Source organism: Streptomyces sp. NPDC090127, from assembly GCF_044746945.1.
In the GTDB taxonomy this organism is placed as follows: domain Bacteria; phylum Actinomycetota; class Actinomycetes; order Streptomycetales; family Streptomycetaceae; genus Streptomyces.
The window spans coordinates 218,695-233,761 of the sequence record NZ_JBIVDE010000008.1 but is presented as its reverse complement, the minus strand read 5'-3'; the positions used below and the strand labels follow the sequence as shown (position 1 = coordinate 233,761).

16 protein-coding genes and 1 pseudogene are annotated in these 15,067 nt (G+C 68.6%); 6 read left to right on the top strand and 11 right to left on the bottom strand.

All coding sequences use genetic code 11. The features are described from left to right. Positions 1-107: 107 nt before the first annotated feature. The 5 genes from ACIPPS_RS27775 to ACIPPS_RS27755 form a co-directional block, all read right to left on the bottom strand. A complete protein-coding gene (locus tag ACIPPS_RS27775; RefSeq protein ID WP_401437352.1) occupies positions 108-1,376 on the bottom strand; it encodes a tyrosine-type recombinase/integrase in 1,269 nt (422 codons plus the stop codon). Beyond that, positions 1,376-1,558 carry a helix-turn-helix domain-containing protein gene (locus ACIPPS_RS27770; protein WP_376628963.1) on the bottom strand — a complete coding sequence of 61 codons (183 nt, stop codon included), beginning with the start codon at positions 1,556-1,558 and terminating at the stop codon, positions 1,376-1,378. The genes ACIPPS_RS27775 and ACIPPS_RS27770 overlap by 1 nt, the downstream gene beginning before the upstream one ends. Next, positions 1,551-2,897 carry a replication initiator gene (locus tag ACIPPS_RS27765; protein WP_401437349.1) on the bottom strand — a complete coding sequence of 449 codons (1,347 nt, stop codon included), beginning with the start codon at positions 2,895-2,897 and terminating at the stop codon, positions 1,551-1,553. The genes ACIPPS_RS27770 and ACIPPS_RS27765 overlap by 8 nt, the downstream gene beginning before the upstream one ends. Before the next feature lie 136 nt (positions 2,898-3,033). Next, complete coding sequence (locus ACIPPS_RS27760; protein WP_401437347.1) at positions 3,034-4,362, bottom strand: FtsK/SpoIIIE domain-containing protein; 1,329 nt, start codon at positions 4,360-4,362, stop codon at positions 3,034-3,036. Next, the gene (locus ACIPPS_RS27755; RefSeq protein ID WP_401437737.1) at positions 4,362-4,688 is read right to left on the bottom strand and encodes a hypothetical protein; all 327 of its coding nucleotides are present in this window, start codon (positions 4,686-4,688) and stop codon (positions 4,362-4,364) included. The genes ACIPPS_RS27760 and ACIPPS_RS27755 overlap by 1 nt, the downstream gene beginning before the upstream one ends. A gap of 236 nt (positions 4,689-4,924) precedes the next feature. On the opposite strand from ACIPPS_RS27755, the gene ACIPPS_RS27750 reads away from it, so the two are divergent. Next, positions 4,925-5,794, top strand: a complete 870-nt coding sequence (locus ACIPPS_RS27750; RefSeq protein ID WP_401437344.1) for a GntR family transcriptional regulator — start codon at positions 4,925-4,927, stop codon at positions 5,792-5,794. A 70-nt stretch (positions 5,795-5,864) separates the two neighbouring features. On the opposite strand, the gene ACIPPS_RS27745 is transcribed toward ACIPPS_RS27750, so the two are convergent. Next, a complete protein-coding gene (locus tag ACIPPS_RS27745; RefSeq protein ID WP_401437341.1) occupies positions 5,865-6,587 on the bottom strand; it encodes a GntR family transcriptional regulator in 723 nt (240 codons plus the stop codon). Between the two features lie 155 nt (positions 6,588-6,742). Here ACIPPS_RS27745 and ACIPPS_RS27740 point away from each other — a divergent pair, with 155 nt between their 5' ends. Beyond that, a complete protein-coding gene (locus ACIPPS_RS27740) occupies positions 6,743-6,940 on the top strand; it encodes a hypothetical protein (RefSeq protein WP_401437338.1) in 198 nt (65 codons plus the stop codon). A 1,339-nt stretch (positions 6,941-8,279) separates the two neighbouring features. Continuing rightward, positions 8,280-8,852 carry a suppressor of fused domain protein gene (locus ACIPPS_RS27735; protein WP_401437336.1) on the top strand — a complete coding sequence of 191 codons (573 nt, stop codon included), beginning with the start codon at positions 8,280-8,282 and terminating at the stop codon, positions 8,850-8,852. 170 nt (positions 8,853-9,022) lie between these two features. On the opposite strand, the gene ACIPPS_RS27730 is transcribed toward ACIPPS_RS27735, so the two are convergent. The 3 genes and pseudogenes from ACIPPS_RS27730 to ACIPPS_RS27720 form a co-directional block, all read right to left on the bottom strand. Further along, positions 9,023-10,291, bottom strand: coding sequence for a tyrosine-type recombinase/integrase (locus ACIPPS_RS27730; protein WP_401437334.1), 1,269 nt, complete (start codon positions 10,289-10,291; stop codon positions 9,023-9,025). Next, positions 10,288-10,473, bottom strand: coding sequence for a helix-turn-helix domain-containing protein (locus tag ACIPPS_RS27725; RefSeq protein WP_382542785.1), 186 nt, complete (start codon positions 10,471-10,473; stop codon positions 10,288-10,290). Before ACIPPS_RS27725 ends, ACIPPS_RS27730 begins: the two co-directional genes overlap by 4 nt. Beyond that, positions 10,466-10,726 (bottom strand): annotated as a pseudogene (locus ACIPPS_RS27720) (replication initiator); the annotation flags it as partial. The pseudogene ACIPPS_RS27720 and the gene ACIPPS_RS27725, both read right to left, overlap by 8 nt. A gap of 73 nt (positions 10,727-10,799) precedes the next feature. On the opposite strand from ACIPPS_RS27720, the gene ACIPPS_RS27715 reads away from it, so the two are divergent. From ACIPPS_RS27715 to ACIPPS_RS27705, 3 genes are all read left to right on the top strand, one after another. After that, a complete protein-coding gene (locus ACIPPS_RS27715; RefSeq protein WP_401437331.1) occupies positions 10,800-11,030 on the top strand; it encodes a hypothetical protein in 231 nt (76 codons plus the stop codon). A 678-nt stretch (positions 11,031-11,708) separates the two neighbouring features. Continuing rightward, positions 11,709-12,167, top strand: coding sequence for a nucleic acid/nucleotide deaminase domain-containing protein (locus ACIPPS_RS27710; protein WP_401437328.1), 459 nt, complete (start codon positions 11,709-11,711; stop codon positions 12,165-12,167). Positions 12,168-12,249: 82 nt separating this feature from the next. Next, positions 12,250-12,606, top strand: a complete 357-nt coding sequence (locus ACIPPS_RS27705; protein WP_401437325.1) for a hypothetical protein — start codon at positions 12,250-12,252, stop codon at positions 12,604-12,606. A gap of 93 nt (positions 12,607-12,699) precedes the next feature. Here ACIPPS_RS27705 and ACIPPS_RS27700 read toward each other — a convergent pair whose 3' ends face one another. Both ACIPPS_RS27700 and ACIPPS_RS27695 read right to left on the bottom strand, forming a co-directional pair. Then, the gene (locus tag ACIPPS_RS27700; RefSeq protein ID WP_401437322.1) at positions 12,700-12,990 is read right to left on the bottom strand and encodes a deoxyxylulose-5-phosphate synthase; all 291 of its coding nucleotides are present in this window, start codon (positions 12,988-12,990) and stop codon (positions 12,700-12,702) included. A 497-nt stretch (positions 12,991-13,487) separates the two neighbouring features. After that, complete coding sequence (locus ACIPPS_RS27695; RefSeq protein ID WP_401437319.1) at positions 13,488-14,981, bottom strand: PTS transporter subunit EIIC; 1,494 nt, start codon at positions 14,979-14,981, stop codon at positions 13,488-13,490. Between the last annotated feature and the right edge of the window lie 86 nt (positions 14,982-15,067).

The following is a 15,067-nucleotide window of genomic DNA, read 5'->3' as shown; positions in this document are numbered from 1 at the left end:
ATATCTCGGCTTGATTCCCAAATCGCCATCGCGCCATGTGAAGAGGCCCCGCCGGATACATTCCGGTGGGGCCTCTCGGGCGTTTGACGGCAACGCTGACGGCAACGTCAGCGGACGACGGCTGCGTCGGGTGGGTCGTCGGGGTCGTTGTCCGTCGGGCTGAGTGCGTTGCCGAGGGCGTCGATCGCTTGCCGTTGGAGACGCAGGCGTACGTGGGCGTAGACGCCAGCGGTGACGCCGATGTGCGCGTGGCCCAGCAGTTCCTTGATCACGACAAGGTCGACGCCTTGTTCCAGGAGCAGGGTGGCGGTGGAGTGGCGGAGGTCGTGGAAGCGGATCCGTCGGAGTCCGGCCCGGTCGAGGAAGGTGCGGAAGCGGCGGGTGAGGTTGGCAGGGTCGAGAGGTCTGCCGGCCGGGGTGGTGAAGACGTGGCCGCCGTCGCTCCAGGCCGACCCAGCCGTTTCGCGCTCCCTGTCCTGCCGCTCCTTGCGCTTCTTGAGAGAGTGGATGCACTCGGTCGGGAGCGCGATACGGCGCTCGGACGCCCGGGTCTTGGTGGGCAGATGGGTGAGGCCGCCGGTGCGGGTGCGCTGGAGCGAGTGGCGGATGCTGGCTGTTCCGGCGTTGAGGTCGAGGTCTTCCCAGTGGAGGCCGAGGAGTTCCCCCTTGCGGAGTCCGGTGCGCAGCGCGAGTTCGTACAGCGAGTGGAGCCGGTCGGCGCGGGCCGCGTCGAGGAACCGGCGGGCTTCGGTCGCGGTGAGGGGCTGGAAGCGCCTGGGCCGGTTCGTAGTGGTCTTGACGTTCCGGGCGACGTTGCGGGGCAGCTCGTCCTCTCGGACGGCGTGTTCCAGTGCCGACTTGAGCACCGAGTGCACGTAGATCAGGGTCGATGGAGACAACTGCTTCTGGCAGCACTCGCCGATGGCGCAGCACGCCTGCCGTTCGGTGTCCAGGCCCTGGGTGCAGCACCGGCAGGTGGTGCGGAGCCGGTCGAGGAAGGTGCGGACGTCCTTGGCGGTGAGGCGCGCGATCTTCTTGGTGCCGAGGCCGGGGATGAGGTGCAGGCGGACGCATGCGGTGTAGCGGGTGTGGGTGTTCTCGCGGAGCCGGTGGACGGCGACGCTGCCGAGCCAGTAGGTCAGGTAGTCGCCGACGGTGCTGTCGGCGGTGGCGACGGGGAGACCGCGGTTGCTGTCGGCGATCTTCTCGGCGAGTTTGTCGGCGGCTTCTCTTCGTGTGCTGCCGTAGACGCGGACGCGTTTGCGGGTGCCGTCGGAGGCGAGGACGTAGCCTGCGGCTTCCCAACGGCCGTCTTTTCGCTGGTAGATGGTGCCCTCGCCGTTGGCGCGGGCCGTCTTGCGCTTGGGCGCGGTCATCAGGCGGCCTCTTCCAGGTGGCGCTGGACGTAGTCGTCCAGAGCGTGGGCGGGGATGCGGCGGGCCCGGCCGATCGTCAAGGAGGCCAGGCGGCGGGTGCGCAGGAGGTCGTAGAGGGCGGAGCGTCCGATCTTGAGGCGGGCCATGGCCTCCGGAACGGTGAGGAGTTCGTCATCACGCACCGGCCGTCACCGCCTTCTTGTGGGCCGGGCCACCGTTGATGAGTGCGGCGAGGCGTTCAAGATCGGGAGTGAGGCCGGTGCCGTCATAGGCCCAGTCGGCGATGACGAGGGTGGTCGGGGAGGGCGGAGGGGTGTGGCGGCGGTGCCAGGCGGCTCGGGCGGCCCGGAGGGCGCCGAGGGTGGTGGAGTAGGCGCGGGTTTTGGTGGAGAAGTGGCCGCGGAAGCCGAGCATGTGGGCCCACTTGCGCAGGTTCAGGTGCTTGAGGTCGTCGCGGGCGCCGAGGGTCCAGGCGGTGCGGATCATGCGGGCGGCGTGCTCGGGTACGGACTCGAACCAGAGGTCGGTGATCCTCTTCAGCCGGTGGTCGAGGGTGCCGGTGGCGGCTTCGGTGCCCTTGGTGGCGTACTTGGCGACGTATCCGGCGACCTTGCCCTCGGTGATGGTGGTCCCGCCCTGGAAGGCGGAGGACCGGATGATCCTGGTGTCGATCTGCTCGCCGAAGGCGAAGGAGCGGGCGCGGCCGTTGATTTCGGGCCCGTCGATGTGGGCACGGGTGGACGCGATCCGGATGGCGTCGGCGAGGAGTTCGGGGGTGGCCCAGGCGGGCGGCGGGGTGTAGGGGCCCGCGCGGCCGTCGAGACGGATCACGGCGTGAAAGTGGATCAACCCGCGCTGCTGGTACTCGGCGACCTTCGCGTACGAGACCCGAACGACCTTGTGCAGCAGGCGTTGCGGGACACCAGCTGCGGCGGCGATGGTGCGGCGCAGGTGGAGCATGAAGCGGGCCCACAGGGCCGGGGCGTGGGCGTTCCACAGCACCGCGCCGGTGTAGTCGTACCGCTCGGCGTCGAGCGGTGTGCCGAGGAGCGGGTCACCCTTGGCGTGAGTGCGTCCGCAACGGCAGCGGGCGGAGCCGCCCACGCGTCGCCCGTGCACGGGTCCGTACGACGGTGCGGTGAGAGTGGCGAAGACGCGGGGATGGGTGGCGACCTGTTCGAGGATGGTCTTGCCGCCGCGCAGGCCGGCGGCGATGAGGTGGTAGGTGTCCTGGCGGTAGAGCTCGGCGCAGGAGGGGCAGCGGGTGGTGCGGCGGTTGCCGCAGCGGACCAGGAGCTGTCCGGCGGGCAGTTCCTTGGACTTCAGTTCGCGCAGGATCTCGCCGGTGAAGGCGTCGATCTCGGTGCGCTGGCCTTCGAGCCGGATCGGCTGGGCGCACCCGCCGAGTGAGGACAGCTGCCGGACCAGGCCGAGCAGGTTCCGGTACCCGGTGAACGTGGGCAGCGCGGCCGTGGCGGTTTCGGGGCGGGGGATTGTGGTGGTGGGGTCGTGCGGTGGCATGCTGGCGGGACCTCTCTGCACTGCGGCACACACGTATGCCGTGGATGGATGGGAGGGAGGCCCCGGCAGGGGCGAGGGTTTGGCGACTACACGCCCTTGCCGGGGGTCACTGCGAAGCGGGACCAGGAGGCGGCGTTCACGCGGCCTTGTCCAGGTCGACGCGGTCGGGCAGTTCGCGGACCTTGAGCCCTTCGGCGCACATGAGGTCGTTGATCTGCCAGCAGGCTTCGGTGGGCAGGTAGACCGAGCGCAGCCGGACGGGGGTGCGCATGTCGCCGACGGAGGCGATGGAGACGCCCTGGGGCATGGTGCGGTCGGCGGCGGTGATGTCGAGTTCCCGGCCGTCGGGGAAGAGGTGCAGGAAGTCCTCGACGGTGTCGACGCGGTGGCAGATACGGGCGGACAGGTTGGTGCGTACGGCGGTGGTGAGCACGTCGGCGGAGGGCTTCTGGGTGAGCAGCCACAGCCGGATGCCGAACTTGGCGCCCTGGCTGGCGATGGCCAGCAGCTCGGCCTCGAAGCGTTCGCGGGCCTTGCGGTCAGGGTGGCGGGTGTAGTTCGCGACCTCGTCGATCACCACGAGCAGTAGCGGCAGCTCGGGGCTGAAGTCGGTGATGCGGTCGGTGCGGCCGGACCAGAACAGCCGCTCGCGGCGCTGCATCTCCTCACGCACCCAGCGCAGGATCTCGGTCGGCTCGTCGGGGTGGATGGCGTCGGAGACCTTGTAGGCGGTACGCCACCAGGACGCGACGGCGCCGAGGTTGGGGTCGATCACGATCAGCCGCACGTCCCGCATGAGCGAGGCGTAGGCGAGCATGGTGTTGACGGTGATCGACTTGCCGGAGCGGGTGACGCCGGCGACGAGGGCGTGCGCGGAGTACGCGAGGTTGAGCACGATGGGGGTGCCGTCCTCGTCCCAGCCGAGCAGTACGTCATCGGTGGAGACGAACTGCCCCGGTCGGCAGACCGGGGAGCCGTCCGGACCGAGGAGCGGCGAGCGGATCACCGCCTTCAACGGCTCACGCCGGAAGCCGCGCGCGACGATCACTCCGGGCTTGGGCTGACTGATGCGGATGCGCCGCATGCCCCAGGCGTCGCACAAGCCCTCGCTGGCGTCCTGCCAGGCGCTGAGCCCCACCTGCGGCAGGGCATCGGCAGTGACGGTGACGCCGAAGGCATCGGCGCGGGTGTGCAGGCGCGGCACCAGCGCGCGCGGCTTCGGTGATTGCTCCTGCGGGCCGTACTGCTGGAGCACGGTCGGGGTGGCGTCCTTGACGGCCAGGCCCAGCATCGGGGCGAGCCGCTTCCAACCCCAACGCATCAGCCGCGCCTGCCGCAGGCTGACCCGGGTCTCGGCATCGGCCCGGTACCAGCGGGCGAAGCAGTACCCGGCCCAGCCCGGCAGCCCGAGCGCGCCGAGGCCGGAGACGACCAGAAGCGCGAGCCCAAGGGAGTTCTCGGGCATCAGGCGCCTGCCTTGACGGTGATGGCGTCGGCGCGGACGGAGACGCCGTGCCGGTCCTTGCCGTTGATCTCGTTCTCCCAGGCCGAGGCGACAAGTCCGGTGAAAGCCACCGGCAGGCCGACCTTCAGACCCTTGCCGAGACCCGGCTCGGGGATCTTCACGGCGATCACTTCGGCGCGGCCGTTGAAGGCGAACATCACGTCCACCAGGTGCACGTGGGCGCCGGTGCCCCGGTCGATCGCGGGCTGCCGGCCCTCGCGGTCCTTGAACTGCGGGCGGGGCTCGGAGGCCAGGATCATCAGTGCCTGGGACTGGTCGATGGGCATGGTCTTCACGGCAGACCTCCAGGTAGAGGGGTGTGAGTCACCCGTGTGGGTGATCGTGTGCCGCAACCATACATTCATTCCATCCGAAGTCCATCCCTATTGAGTTCCATTCGTTTCCTGCGGTGGTCCATCCATCAGGCGGCTACCCTGAGCCCGTGAGGCGGCTGAGCTGGTGAAACACGACAGTCAGCGGGCGGCCTGCGGCGGATGGACTCGGACTCGGATCAGGGATGGACATGGCTGCTGCTGACGAAGCGCGTTTGACGTTCGAGCGCATCGCGGACGACCTGCGGCAGCAGATCCGGGACGGCGAACTGCGTCCAGGTCAGCTCCTGCCGACGCAGAGCCAGCTCATGCAGACCTACAAGGCGTCGAGCCTGACCGTGCAGAAGGCGATCCGGCTCTTGCGGAACGAGGGCTGGGTCATCGCCCGCCAGGGGCGCGGCACGTTCGTCACGCGCTCGGCCGACTTCGAGGACGCCTTCGAGAAGGTCGCCGGCGACCTCCAACAGCAGATCTACTCCGGGAGCCTGGCACCCGGCGCCAGGCTCCCGGCCCGCGAGGTCCTGGCGGAGCACTACGCGGTGCCACTCAACGTCGTCACCAACGCCATCGCCCTGCTGGCTGGCAACTTCCTCCTGCGCTACCCCGGCGAACTGCCCGGCGACGAGGTCTACGTACGCGACTGGGACGACCACGGCTTCGCCACCCAGCTCATCCACGGCCGCCTGGTCCGCAAGATCAGAGATGGATCACTGGCCAGAGGGGCCAGGGTCACCGTGGACGACGTGGTCGACACGATCGGCGGCGACCCGGAATCCGCAGACCAGGCACTGACCTTCCTCACTCTGGAGGGCAGGATGAAGAAGGCCCACCAGCGGAACGGGTCGATGGCGTACGTCGTCGTGGGAGGCGAGTTCGGCACAGAGGTGCCGGTCACGGTGCAGCCGCTGGACGAGCCGGACGAAGCGCCGACTGCCCCACGGAATGAGTTCCCGGCGGTGGCCGGAGTGGCGGATCTGACCTACAAGCTGGAACGCGCCCTGGAGCGGATCGAGGAGCTGGAGGAGCGCGTCGAACGTCTCGAAGGCCGCGCCGCCGACTGAGAGGGGCATGTGAACGACGGCGTCCCCGAAGGCCGCAGGTTGGCCTTAGGGGACGCTTCGCGTTGACCGGTCAGGGCTGGTACTCGTAGCCGATGGTGAACTGGGGCGGCAGACACCACTCCCCGTACTCGATGATTCCTTCCGCGTCCGACCAGCGGTGGGCGCCGGCCAGGATCGGGGAGCCGACCGGCAGCCCCAGTGCGCTCGCCTCTCGGGCGTCGGCGGGGCGGGCGTGCATGTCGTCTCGGGCGTGGGTGATCGTGCGCCCGGTGGCTTCCAGGACCCGGGCGGACAGTCCGTGATTGCGGCCCGGGGCGGTGTTCAGCAGGTCGGGTACGAGGGCGGCGAACGGGGCCGGGTACCAGGTCACGGCGAACACGGTCCTGGTCTTGCCCCGGCCGGCCAGCCACTCGCGCCGCACCACCTGATCTCCGGGCTCCAGGTCGAAGATCTCCGCCACGTACAGCGGCGGCGTGATCAGCTCGGCCGCCGTCACCCGGCTCGTCTCGCCCTCGGCCAGGAACGACTTCACCCGCTGGACACGGGCCAGCCGGTCCCGCGCCGACAGTGTCCAGCGAGGGTCGTCGGCGACGTAGGTACCGCGGGGGGTGGTGCGGATGAAGTTCTCCACCTGAAGGGCCTGCAAGGCCCGGGACACTGTGGCAGCTGCGGCCTGCCACTGGCCGGCGATCTCCCGGTTCGTCGGCAGCTTGGCGCCGGGCTCAAGCTCTCCCGACAGGATGCGCTCCCGGAAGTGATCCGCGATCTTCGTGAACGTCCTGGGACTGGGCATAAGGCGTGCCCCTCAGTTGAGTTGACGTGATGTCAGTGAGGCACACTAGTGCACTACGAACCGTAGCGGGAGTGCTTCGGCCACTCGAATACTGAACTAGAGCACCGACCTGTCAAGAGGTCAGCCATGTGACGTTCGAGAGGTGGCGATGTGCAGTGACGGAGCCGACCAGGTACTCGACCCCGCCAGTTGAACTCCCCTTGCGCCTGGAGCTGGAGCCGGTACCCGTTGAGGGCTGTGCGGGGTGCGCGGAGCTGGCCAACGTGCGCGACCGGGCCCGCGAGGTCGGTGACATGACCACCGTCAGCGACTGCAACGTCTACGTGCGACGCCACCCGGAGGGCCATCAGTGAGCCCCCGCGCTGTATACCGGCACGTCGTTCACACCATCCGTCACGCGCCCGAAGGCGGCATCACCTACGAGGCGTTCTGCACCGCTGCCAACTGCGAAGCCGAATCCGGACCCCACGCCGAGCAGGAAGCCGCACAGGACTGGGCACTCCGCCACACCGGAAGCACCGGTCACAACCTGTTCAGACGCGTCTTCACCGACCACGCCAAGGTCACCCGAGCCGAGTAGAACCACCACCGCCAGCCGGAACAGGACCCACAACCCGTGGGCCATCGCACCAGGCCAGCAGCCCAGCCGAACGCTCAACCGACAGCCAGGGCGTACCGCCGAAGCGGGATGCGTCCAAACTTTCTCTACGTCTTCAAGGCGACCCGCTGGCGCGGGTCGCGCGGCACGGCCGCCCACCCGGCCCGCTCTCGGCTCCGCCGCCGCGGGCCGGCCAGCGACCAGGCCGCGCAGAGACAGCGCAGCGTTGCGCCGGAAGCGAGGAGAAGCCGGACGCGCCGGGCCGGCGAGCGTCAGGCCAACGACGAGGCGACGGTGTGGAGTTGGCCGGGCGGAGGCCCGGAGGTGGGGGCGGTCGGCTCCGTGGGCTTTACCCACCTCCCCGGGCCGGGGCCCGCGTCGGGCAAGGCCAGGGGGCCACTCGTTCAAATTCCGGGCAGGATCACGACCTGCCCGAGTTGCCGGGCCAGCGTACGGCCCCCTGACCATGCCCGACCCCAACCCGGGCAGGACACCGGCCAAAGCCCACTCCACCGACCTCACGCGCGCAGCCGTCTGACGGCAACGCCGACGGCAACACAGGCGCACAGGAGGGGACTTCCACGCACATCCACGGACTGGCCGAATTGCGCTGACCTGCAAAAACACAGATGACGGCACCTCAGCCAGCACACGTACTATGTGCTGGCAGGCGCCACTCCGGTCCTCGTTCACAATTGCGGTGGCGCTCGGTTCGAAGTGGATTCCAGCGGGGTTGCGAGTGACCTGGAAAACCCGGTCACGGCCACAGTTCCGTACAGTCGGGCTACGCACTACGGCGGTTCTCAGACAAATGGCCCTGGCGGCCGTGCGGCGCGAGCGGCGGGTGAGGGACAGCCGTGCCCGGAGTGCGGCGCTACGATGACATCAGGAACCGCTCATGCCCCCGTTCCCGAGCATGATCCGCCGCTTGTTCTCCACTACTATCGCGGCGGCGGGTCGGAGATGACGAACGCGGAGCGAAGAGCCTACGCAAGGAATGACGGCATCAATGGGGCTGCATGTCAGGCCTGCCAGCGATCGCAGGGGGCCGAGATGGCGAAGGTCTCCAAGGCGATAAAGAGGAATCTGGAACTATGACCGAAGAAAGCGAACGATTGTCGGCCCTTGAGCGGCATGTTCGGGGATTCTGGGACGGCCATATTGTGGAATCTGCCCCCTGGGATCGCGGGCCGATCCTGGAGCGAGTTCCGCACTTCGCCACCTATCGGGTCTACCCCCAGCGTGCTGGTGAGGCCTGGGTCTACGTGACAGTCGGTTCCTCTGTGCATGGATCTACAGTCGGCGGAATCGAGTTCTTCGTAATGTCGCCCGTGGCTGCCGACGTTCACTCGGAAACGCTGGCAATGGTGAGTCACTATCACTCGTTCGAGGCTCATCAGTTGCACGTGGGATCGGTCATCAATATTGGCCGCCCCTGGATGCCCGATTCTCGCATGGATCACCTCCTGGTGAGTCTGCCGTATCCCTACGGGCCTGAACTTGAATGGGCTCCGACGGAAGCGGGTGGTGCGCGATTCCTGTGGCTGCTTCCGATCCACAAGAGCGAGGCTGATTTCATCAAGCGCGAAACTCTTGACGAGTTCGAATCCATGCTGGACGCGGAAGGCGTCAACGTATTGGATCCCGATAGAAGTCCGATTGCCTGAGAAAACCCTTGTCGTCTTACGGCTCGCATTGAGAGCCGTAAGGCGATCGGTTCCTTCCGGGCTGCTGCTAATCGCTACCCGTGGGATGCAGGAGACCGCTGTAGGGCCCCGCCAGAAATATGGTCTGGCGGGGCCCTACAGCGGGTTTGACGGCAACGCTGACGGCAACGTCAGCGGACGACGGCAGCGGCGGGCGGGCCGTCGGGCTCGTCGTCCTGGTCGCCGAGGGCGTGTCCCAACGCGTTGATGGCTTGGCGTTGGAGACGGAGCCTCACGTGGGCGTAGACGCCGGCGGTGACGCCGATGTGGGCGTGGCCGAGGAGTTCCTTGATGACGACGAGGTCGACGCCCTGTTCCAGGAGCAGGGTTGCGGTGGAGTGGCGGAGGTCGTGGAAGCGGATGCGGCGGAGTCCGGCCCGGTTGAGGAAGCTGCGGAAGCGGCGAGTGAGATTGGCAGGGTCGAGAGGCTGGCCAGTCGGCGTGGTGAATACGAGGCCGCTGTCTGTCCAGGCCGATCCTGCTGTCTCTCGCTCTTTGTCCTGGCGTTCCTGGTGCTTCTTGAGGGAGCGGAGGCATTCGGTGGGGAGTGCGATTCGGCGTTCGGACGCGCGGGTCTTGGTGGGCAGGTGTGTGAGGCCGCCGCTGCGGGTGCGCTGGAGCGAGCGCCGGACGCTGGCCGTTCCGGTGGTGAGGTCGAGTTCTTCCCAGTGGAGGCCGAGGAGTTCGCCCTTGCGGAGTCCGGTGCGGAGGGCGAGTTCGTAGAGCGCGTGGAGCCGGTCGGTGTGGGCGGCGTCGAGGAACTGGCGGGCCTCGGCCGCGGTAAGGGGCCGGAAGCGCCTGGGCTGGTGCCTGGTGGTCTTGACGTTCCGGGCGACGTTGCGCGGCAGCTCGTCTTCGCGGACGGCGTGTTCCAGTGCGGACTTGAGCACCGAGTGCACGTAGGTCACGGTCAAGGCGGACAGCCGTTTCTGGCAGCACTCGCCGACCGCGCAGCACCTCTTCCGCTCGGCGTCGAGTCCCTGGGTGCAGCACTGACAGGTGGTGCGGAGCCGGTCGAGGAAGGTGCGGACGTCCCTGGCGGTGAGCCTCGCGATCTTCTTGGCGCCGAGGCCGGGGATGAGGTGGAGGCGGACGCAGGCGGAGTAGCGCGTGTGGGTGTTCTCGCGAAGCCGGTGGACCGCGACACTGCCGAGCCAGTACGTCAGGTAGTCACCAAGGGTGCCGTCAGCGGTGGCGACGGGCAGGCCGCGGTTGCTGTCGGCGATCATCTCGGCGAGTTTGTCGGCGGCTTCCCTCCGCGTGCTGCCGTAGACGCGGACGCGTTTGCGGGTGCCGTTGGCGGCGAGGACGTAGCCTGCGGCTTCCCAGCGGCCGTCCTTGCGCTGGTAGATGGTGCCTTCGCCGCTGGCGCGGGCCTTCTTGCGCTTGGGGGCGGTCATCGGGCGGCCTCTTCCAGGTGGCGCTGGACGTAGTCAGCGAGGGCGTGGGCGGGGATGCGGCGGGTGCGGCCGATGGCCAGCGAGGCCAGGCGCCGGGTGCGCAGGAGGTCGTAGAGCGCGGAGCGACTGATCTTGAGGCGGGCCATTGCCTCGGGGACGGTGAGGAGTTCGTCGTCACGCACCGGCCGTCACCTCCTGCTCGCGCGCTGGGCCGCCACCGATGAGAACGGCGAGGCGTTCGAGGTCGGGGGTGAGGCCGGTGCCGTCGTAGGCCCAGTGGGCGAGGACGAGGGTGGTCGGTGAGGGCGGAGGGGTGTGGCGGCGTTGCCAGGCGGCTCGGGCGGCCCGGAGGGCGCCGAGGGTGGTGGAGTAGGTGCGGGTCTTGGTGGAGAAGTGGCCGCGGAAGCCGAGCATGTGGGCCCACTTGCGCAGGTGCTCGCGTGGTCGGCGACATGACCACCGTCAGTGACTGCAACGTCTACATGCGACGCCACCCCGAGGGCCACCAGTGACCCCCCGCGCCGTCTACCGGCGCATCACACACACCATCCGCCACGCACCCGAAGGTGGCATCACCTACGAGGCGTTCTGCACCGCGCCCGACTGCGGAGCCGAGTCCGGCCCGCGCGATGAACAGGAAGCCGCACAGGACTGGGCACTCCGCCACACCGGACGCACCGGCCACGACCTGTTCAGACGCGTCTTCACCGACCACGCCAAGGTCACCCGAGCCGAGTAGAACCACCACCGCCAGCCGGAACAGGACCCGCGACCCGCAGACATCACACCAGGCCAGCAGCCCAGCCGAACGCTCAACCGACAGCCAGGGCGTACCGCCGAAGCGGGATGCGTCCAAACTTTCTCTACGTCTTCAAGGCGACCCGCTGACGCGGGTCGCGCGCGGCACGGCCGCCCACCCGGCCCGCTCTCGGCTCCGCCACCGCGGGCCGGCCAGCGACCAGGCCGCGCAGAAACAGCGCAGCGTTGTGCCGGAAGCGCGGAGAAGGTGGGACGCGTCCGCACGACGAACGCGAGGCCGACGGCGAGGCAGCGGCAGGGAGTCGGCTGGTGCGTAGCTCGTGGGTGGGTCGGTCGGCTCCATGGGCTTTACCCACCTGTTCGGGCCGGGGCCCGCGTCGGGCAAGGCCAGGGGGCCACTCGTTCAAATTCCGGGCAGCTCCAAAGCCTGCCCGAGTTGCCGGCCAGCGTACGGCCCCCTGACCATGCCCGACCCCAACCCGAACAGGACACCGGCCAAAGCCCATTCCGCCGCCCTCACGTACGTTGCCGTCTGACGGCAACGCCGACGGCAACAGGGGCGCACAACACGGCACTTCCACGCACGCCCACGGACTGGCCGAATTCCGCTGACCTGCGAAAACGCAGATGACAGCACCTCAGCACGCACACGTACTATGTGGTGGCTGGCCATGCGCCTCTGCTCGTCCACAACTGTGGTGGGGAAGTTCCCTACAATAGTGACGAGCTGAGCAGTGCCGCGTATCAAGCACGGGTCGACGGTGGGTTCCCCGCTGGGCCCTATCTTGAGCGTCCTGGGCCGAACGTCGCAGTGGCGAGGGTCGAGGGACATGACGGGCTGATCGTAGGCTTCAGTCAGGGTGACGGATACCACTCCGAAGACCACATCATCGACCAGATCAAGGCCCTCCAGGCGAACGGGCACAACGTCGGGGGTATTACAGACCTCTATAGCGAGCGGCAGCCCTGCCCCGTGTGTGCAGGCAAGCTTCCCGCCTTCATGAGTCCGAATGCGCGGATTACCTGGTCCGTTCCATGGGGTAATAACGCGTTGATCAACTCAGTGGCGAACGACATGCTTGCAGGGATGATCCGCCGGGCAAGCGGAGGCAGGTGAGGGCTGGGGCTCGGGGCCGGATGATCGGTCCCGAGCCCCAGTCGTATGCGGACTCGCCGGGGCCGTGTCCTAGGATTTGCGTGTGAACGAAAATGCGCTCGAAATCAAAGTGGCGCGCGAGTTGCGTATCGCGGGCCTCTTCCCCTCGTCGTTCTCCGAGCCACGTCCTGGCGGCTTCGGACTTCAGTCGGAAGGTGCCAAAGTGGCAGTTGTGTGGGTTCCATCCGGCGTGCTGACAGAAGTGGCGTTCAAGAGGCTTGGCGCCGGAGACGTCGAACATCCCTCGGTTCTCCACATGGGCGTGGTGAAGCAGGCAATGGGGCATGCCATTGTTCAGATCCTCCGGTCTGCAGGTCTGAATGCCGGTATGAGCGCCGACGAGTTTTCGCCTGGGATCGTGGAGGTCACTGACCCGGCACCTCCGAGACCCGCTAGGTGACGCCGGTCGATCTGAATTTCATGCCGGTCTTTCGCCGCGCGTAGGGCGTGTGTCCTCGTTTGTTCGTATGGGGTTGAGGACTGGTGACGGGCGTCAGCGAGCGGGGCGCCGGGCCGCCAGCCAGGTGCGGGCCTCGCGGAGTTCGCGGGGGCGGTAACCCGGGCCGCCGCAGCAGCTCTTGTGGAAACCGACGCCCGCGTTCAGGAGCAGCGTGAGGGTCTGCCAGGCGGCCTTGTCACGGCGGGGCGGAGGGGCGAAAGCGGAACCGGCGTGGATCATCCGTCCCGCACACTGCGGACACCGCCGCTCACGCTCCTCGCCGTACGGCTGCTTGTACGAAGCGCGGCACGGCAGGCAGACGTAAGAGGTCTTGGCGTGTCCCATGGGGGCAGCGTAGGGCTGTGGGGGCCGGGGCTGCCACGGAGTTGATTCGGTCGATCAGGAGCGCGGCCGCAGCCAGTCACGCGCGGTGGCCAGAGTCACCTCGATGTGGTCGCTCCATGAGAAGACGTCCGGCCACGACAGGTAGCCGTCCTGTGTGAAGGCCAAGACCTCCCCGGGGTTCTCGCCGGCCTCGGTGGTGAGGGCGCTTCGGCCGCGATGACGGTGCCGGAGGGGTGGGCGCGGGCTCGGCCTGGCTCGTGTCGAGGTCGAAGTAGGCGGTACCGCGCCCGCATGTGCAGCGAGCTCGCACGCTCAGATACGGAACCTGCCTTCGGAGCGCGGCATGGACCGGACTGTCCGAGTGCAGGACTGCCGCAAGCACCTCGGCTACGCCGGCAGGCAGGCTCTCTGCCATCTCGGCACCGTATGCGACCAGCGGCGGAGGGCCGCCCCCGGTTTCGTGCCGGGGGCGGCCCTCCGCGTTGTACTGCTGTCGCTCAGACCTTCAGTGCCTGCGGTTCCGGGGTCGTCGTCGGGGGCGTAGCCCCGCCCGCCGCCACCGGGACCTCGACCGGGTCCGTGTTCACGTTGTGTTCTTCCAGGAGGCGGGGGCTGAAGCCCCAGAGGTACGTCGCCGCGAAGCCCATCACGTAGCCGACCAGCAGGCCGCCCGCGTAGATCGCGATCGTTTCGCCCAGGCCCTTGTTGCCGTCCAGGAGCGGGAAGAGGGCCCAGCCCGAGGGGCCGATGGCCGTGGAGCCGACCTTGTCGCCCAGCATGTTGAAGAGGCCGACGAAGCCGCCGCCGAACGCGCCGCCGACGCAAGCCGTGATGAACGGGCGGCCCAGCGGGAGCGAGACGCCGTAGATCAGGGGCTCGCCCACGCCCAGGAAGCCCGCCGGGAGCGCGGACTTGATCGTGCGGCGGATGGAGCCGTTGCGCGGGAGCTTGACGTAGACCGCCATCGCCGCGCCGACCTGGCCCGCGCCCGCCATCGCCAGGATCGGCAGCAGGACCGTGAAGCCCTGCTGCTCGATGAGCGTGGTGTGGATCGGGATCAGCGCCTGGTGCAGACCCAGCATGACCAGCGGGAGGAACAGGCCGCCCAGGACCAGGCCCGCGCCCGCACCGGCGTTCGCCAGGAGCCAGGTGGCGAACTCGCCGATCGCGGTCGAGATCTCACCGGCCACGAACATCAGGCCGAAGATCGTGACCAGGCCGGAGACCAGGACCGTGAGGGTGGGCGTCACCAGGACGTCCAGGGCCTCCGGCACCCAGCGGCGGCACCACTTCTCGACGTACACGGCCAGCACCGCCGCGCCTAGCGCGCCGAGGACGCCGCCCTGACCCGGAGACAGGGTCTGGCCGAACGCGTCGATCTTCGCCACGCCCGGGAAGACGATGATCGCCGCCACCGCACCGCCCAGGATCGGCGTACCGCCGAACTCCTTCGCCGTGTTGAAGCCGACGAACACCGCGATCAGCGCCATGAAGCCGCTCGCCATCGCCGCCAGGGCGGGGGTGACGGCCGGCAGCCAGCCCAGGTTGATCAGCAGGCCGTTGAGGCCCGCGATGATGCCGCAGCCGATGAGGGCGGGGATCAGCGGGACGAAGATGTTCGCGATCCGGCGGAGGAAGAGCTTGAACGGGGTCTGGTTCTTCGCCTTCTGCGCCGCCCTGAGCGCCGCCCCCGCCGCCGCCAGGTCGTCCGCTGCCGCCGCCGGCTTCGGAGCCGCCGCCACCAGCGCCTCGAACTCCGGCGTCACGCGGGCGACCGTGCCCGGGCCGAGCACGATCTGGTACGTGTCGTCCTCCACCACGCCCATCACCGACGGCAGCGCCCGCAGGGCGTCGTCCTGGACGAGGGAGCGGTCCCGCAGAGCCAGCCGGAGCCGGGTCATGCAGTGGGCCACGGAGGCGATGTTCTCGGCGCCACCGACGAGGGGGAGGATCGCGGCGGCGATGGCGCGGTTCTTGTCGTCTGTGCTCATGTGCGGGGGCCTTGCTGTGCGGGGGTGGGGAGGGGAGGGGAAGGGAGGGAGGCGTCGGGGGTCAGGCGGCGCGGAGGTGGGGAGGG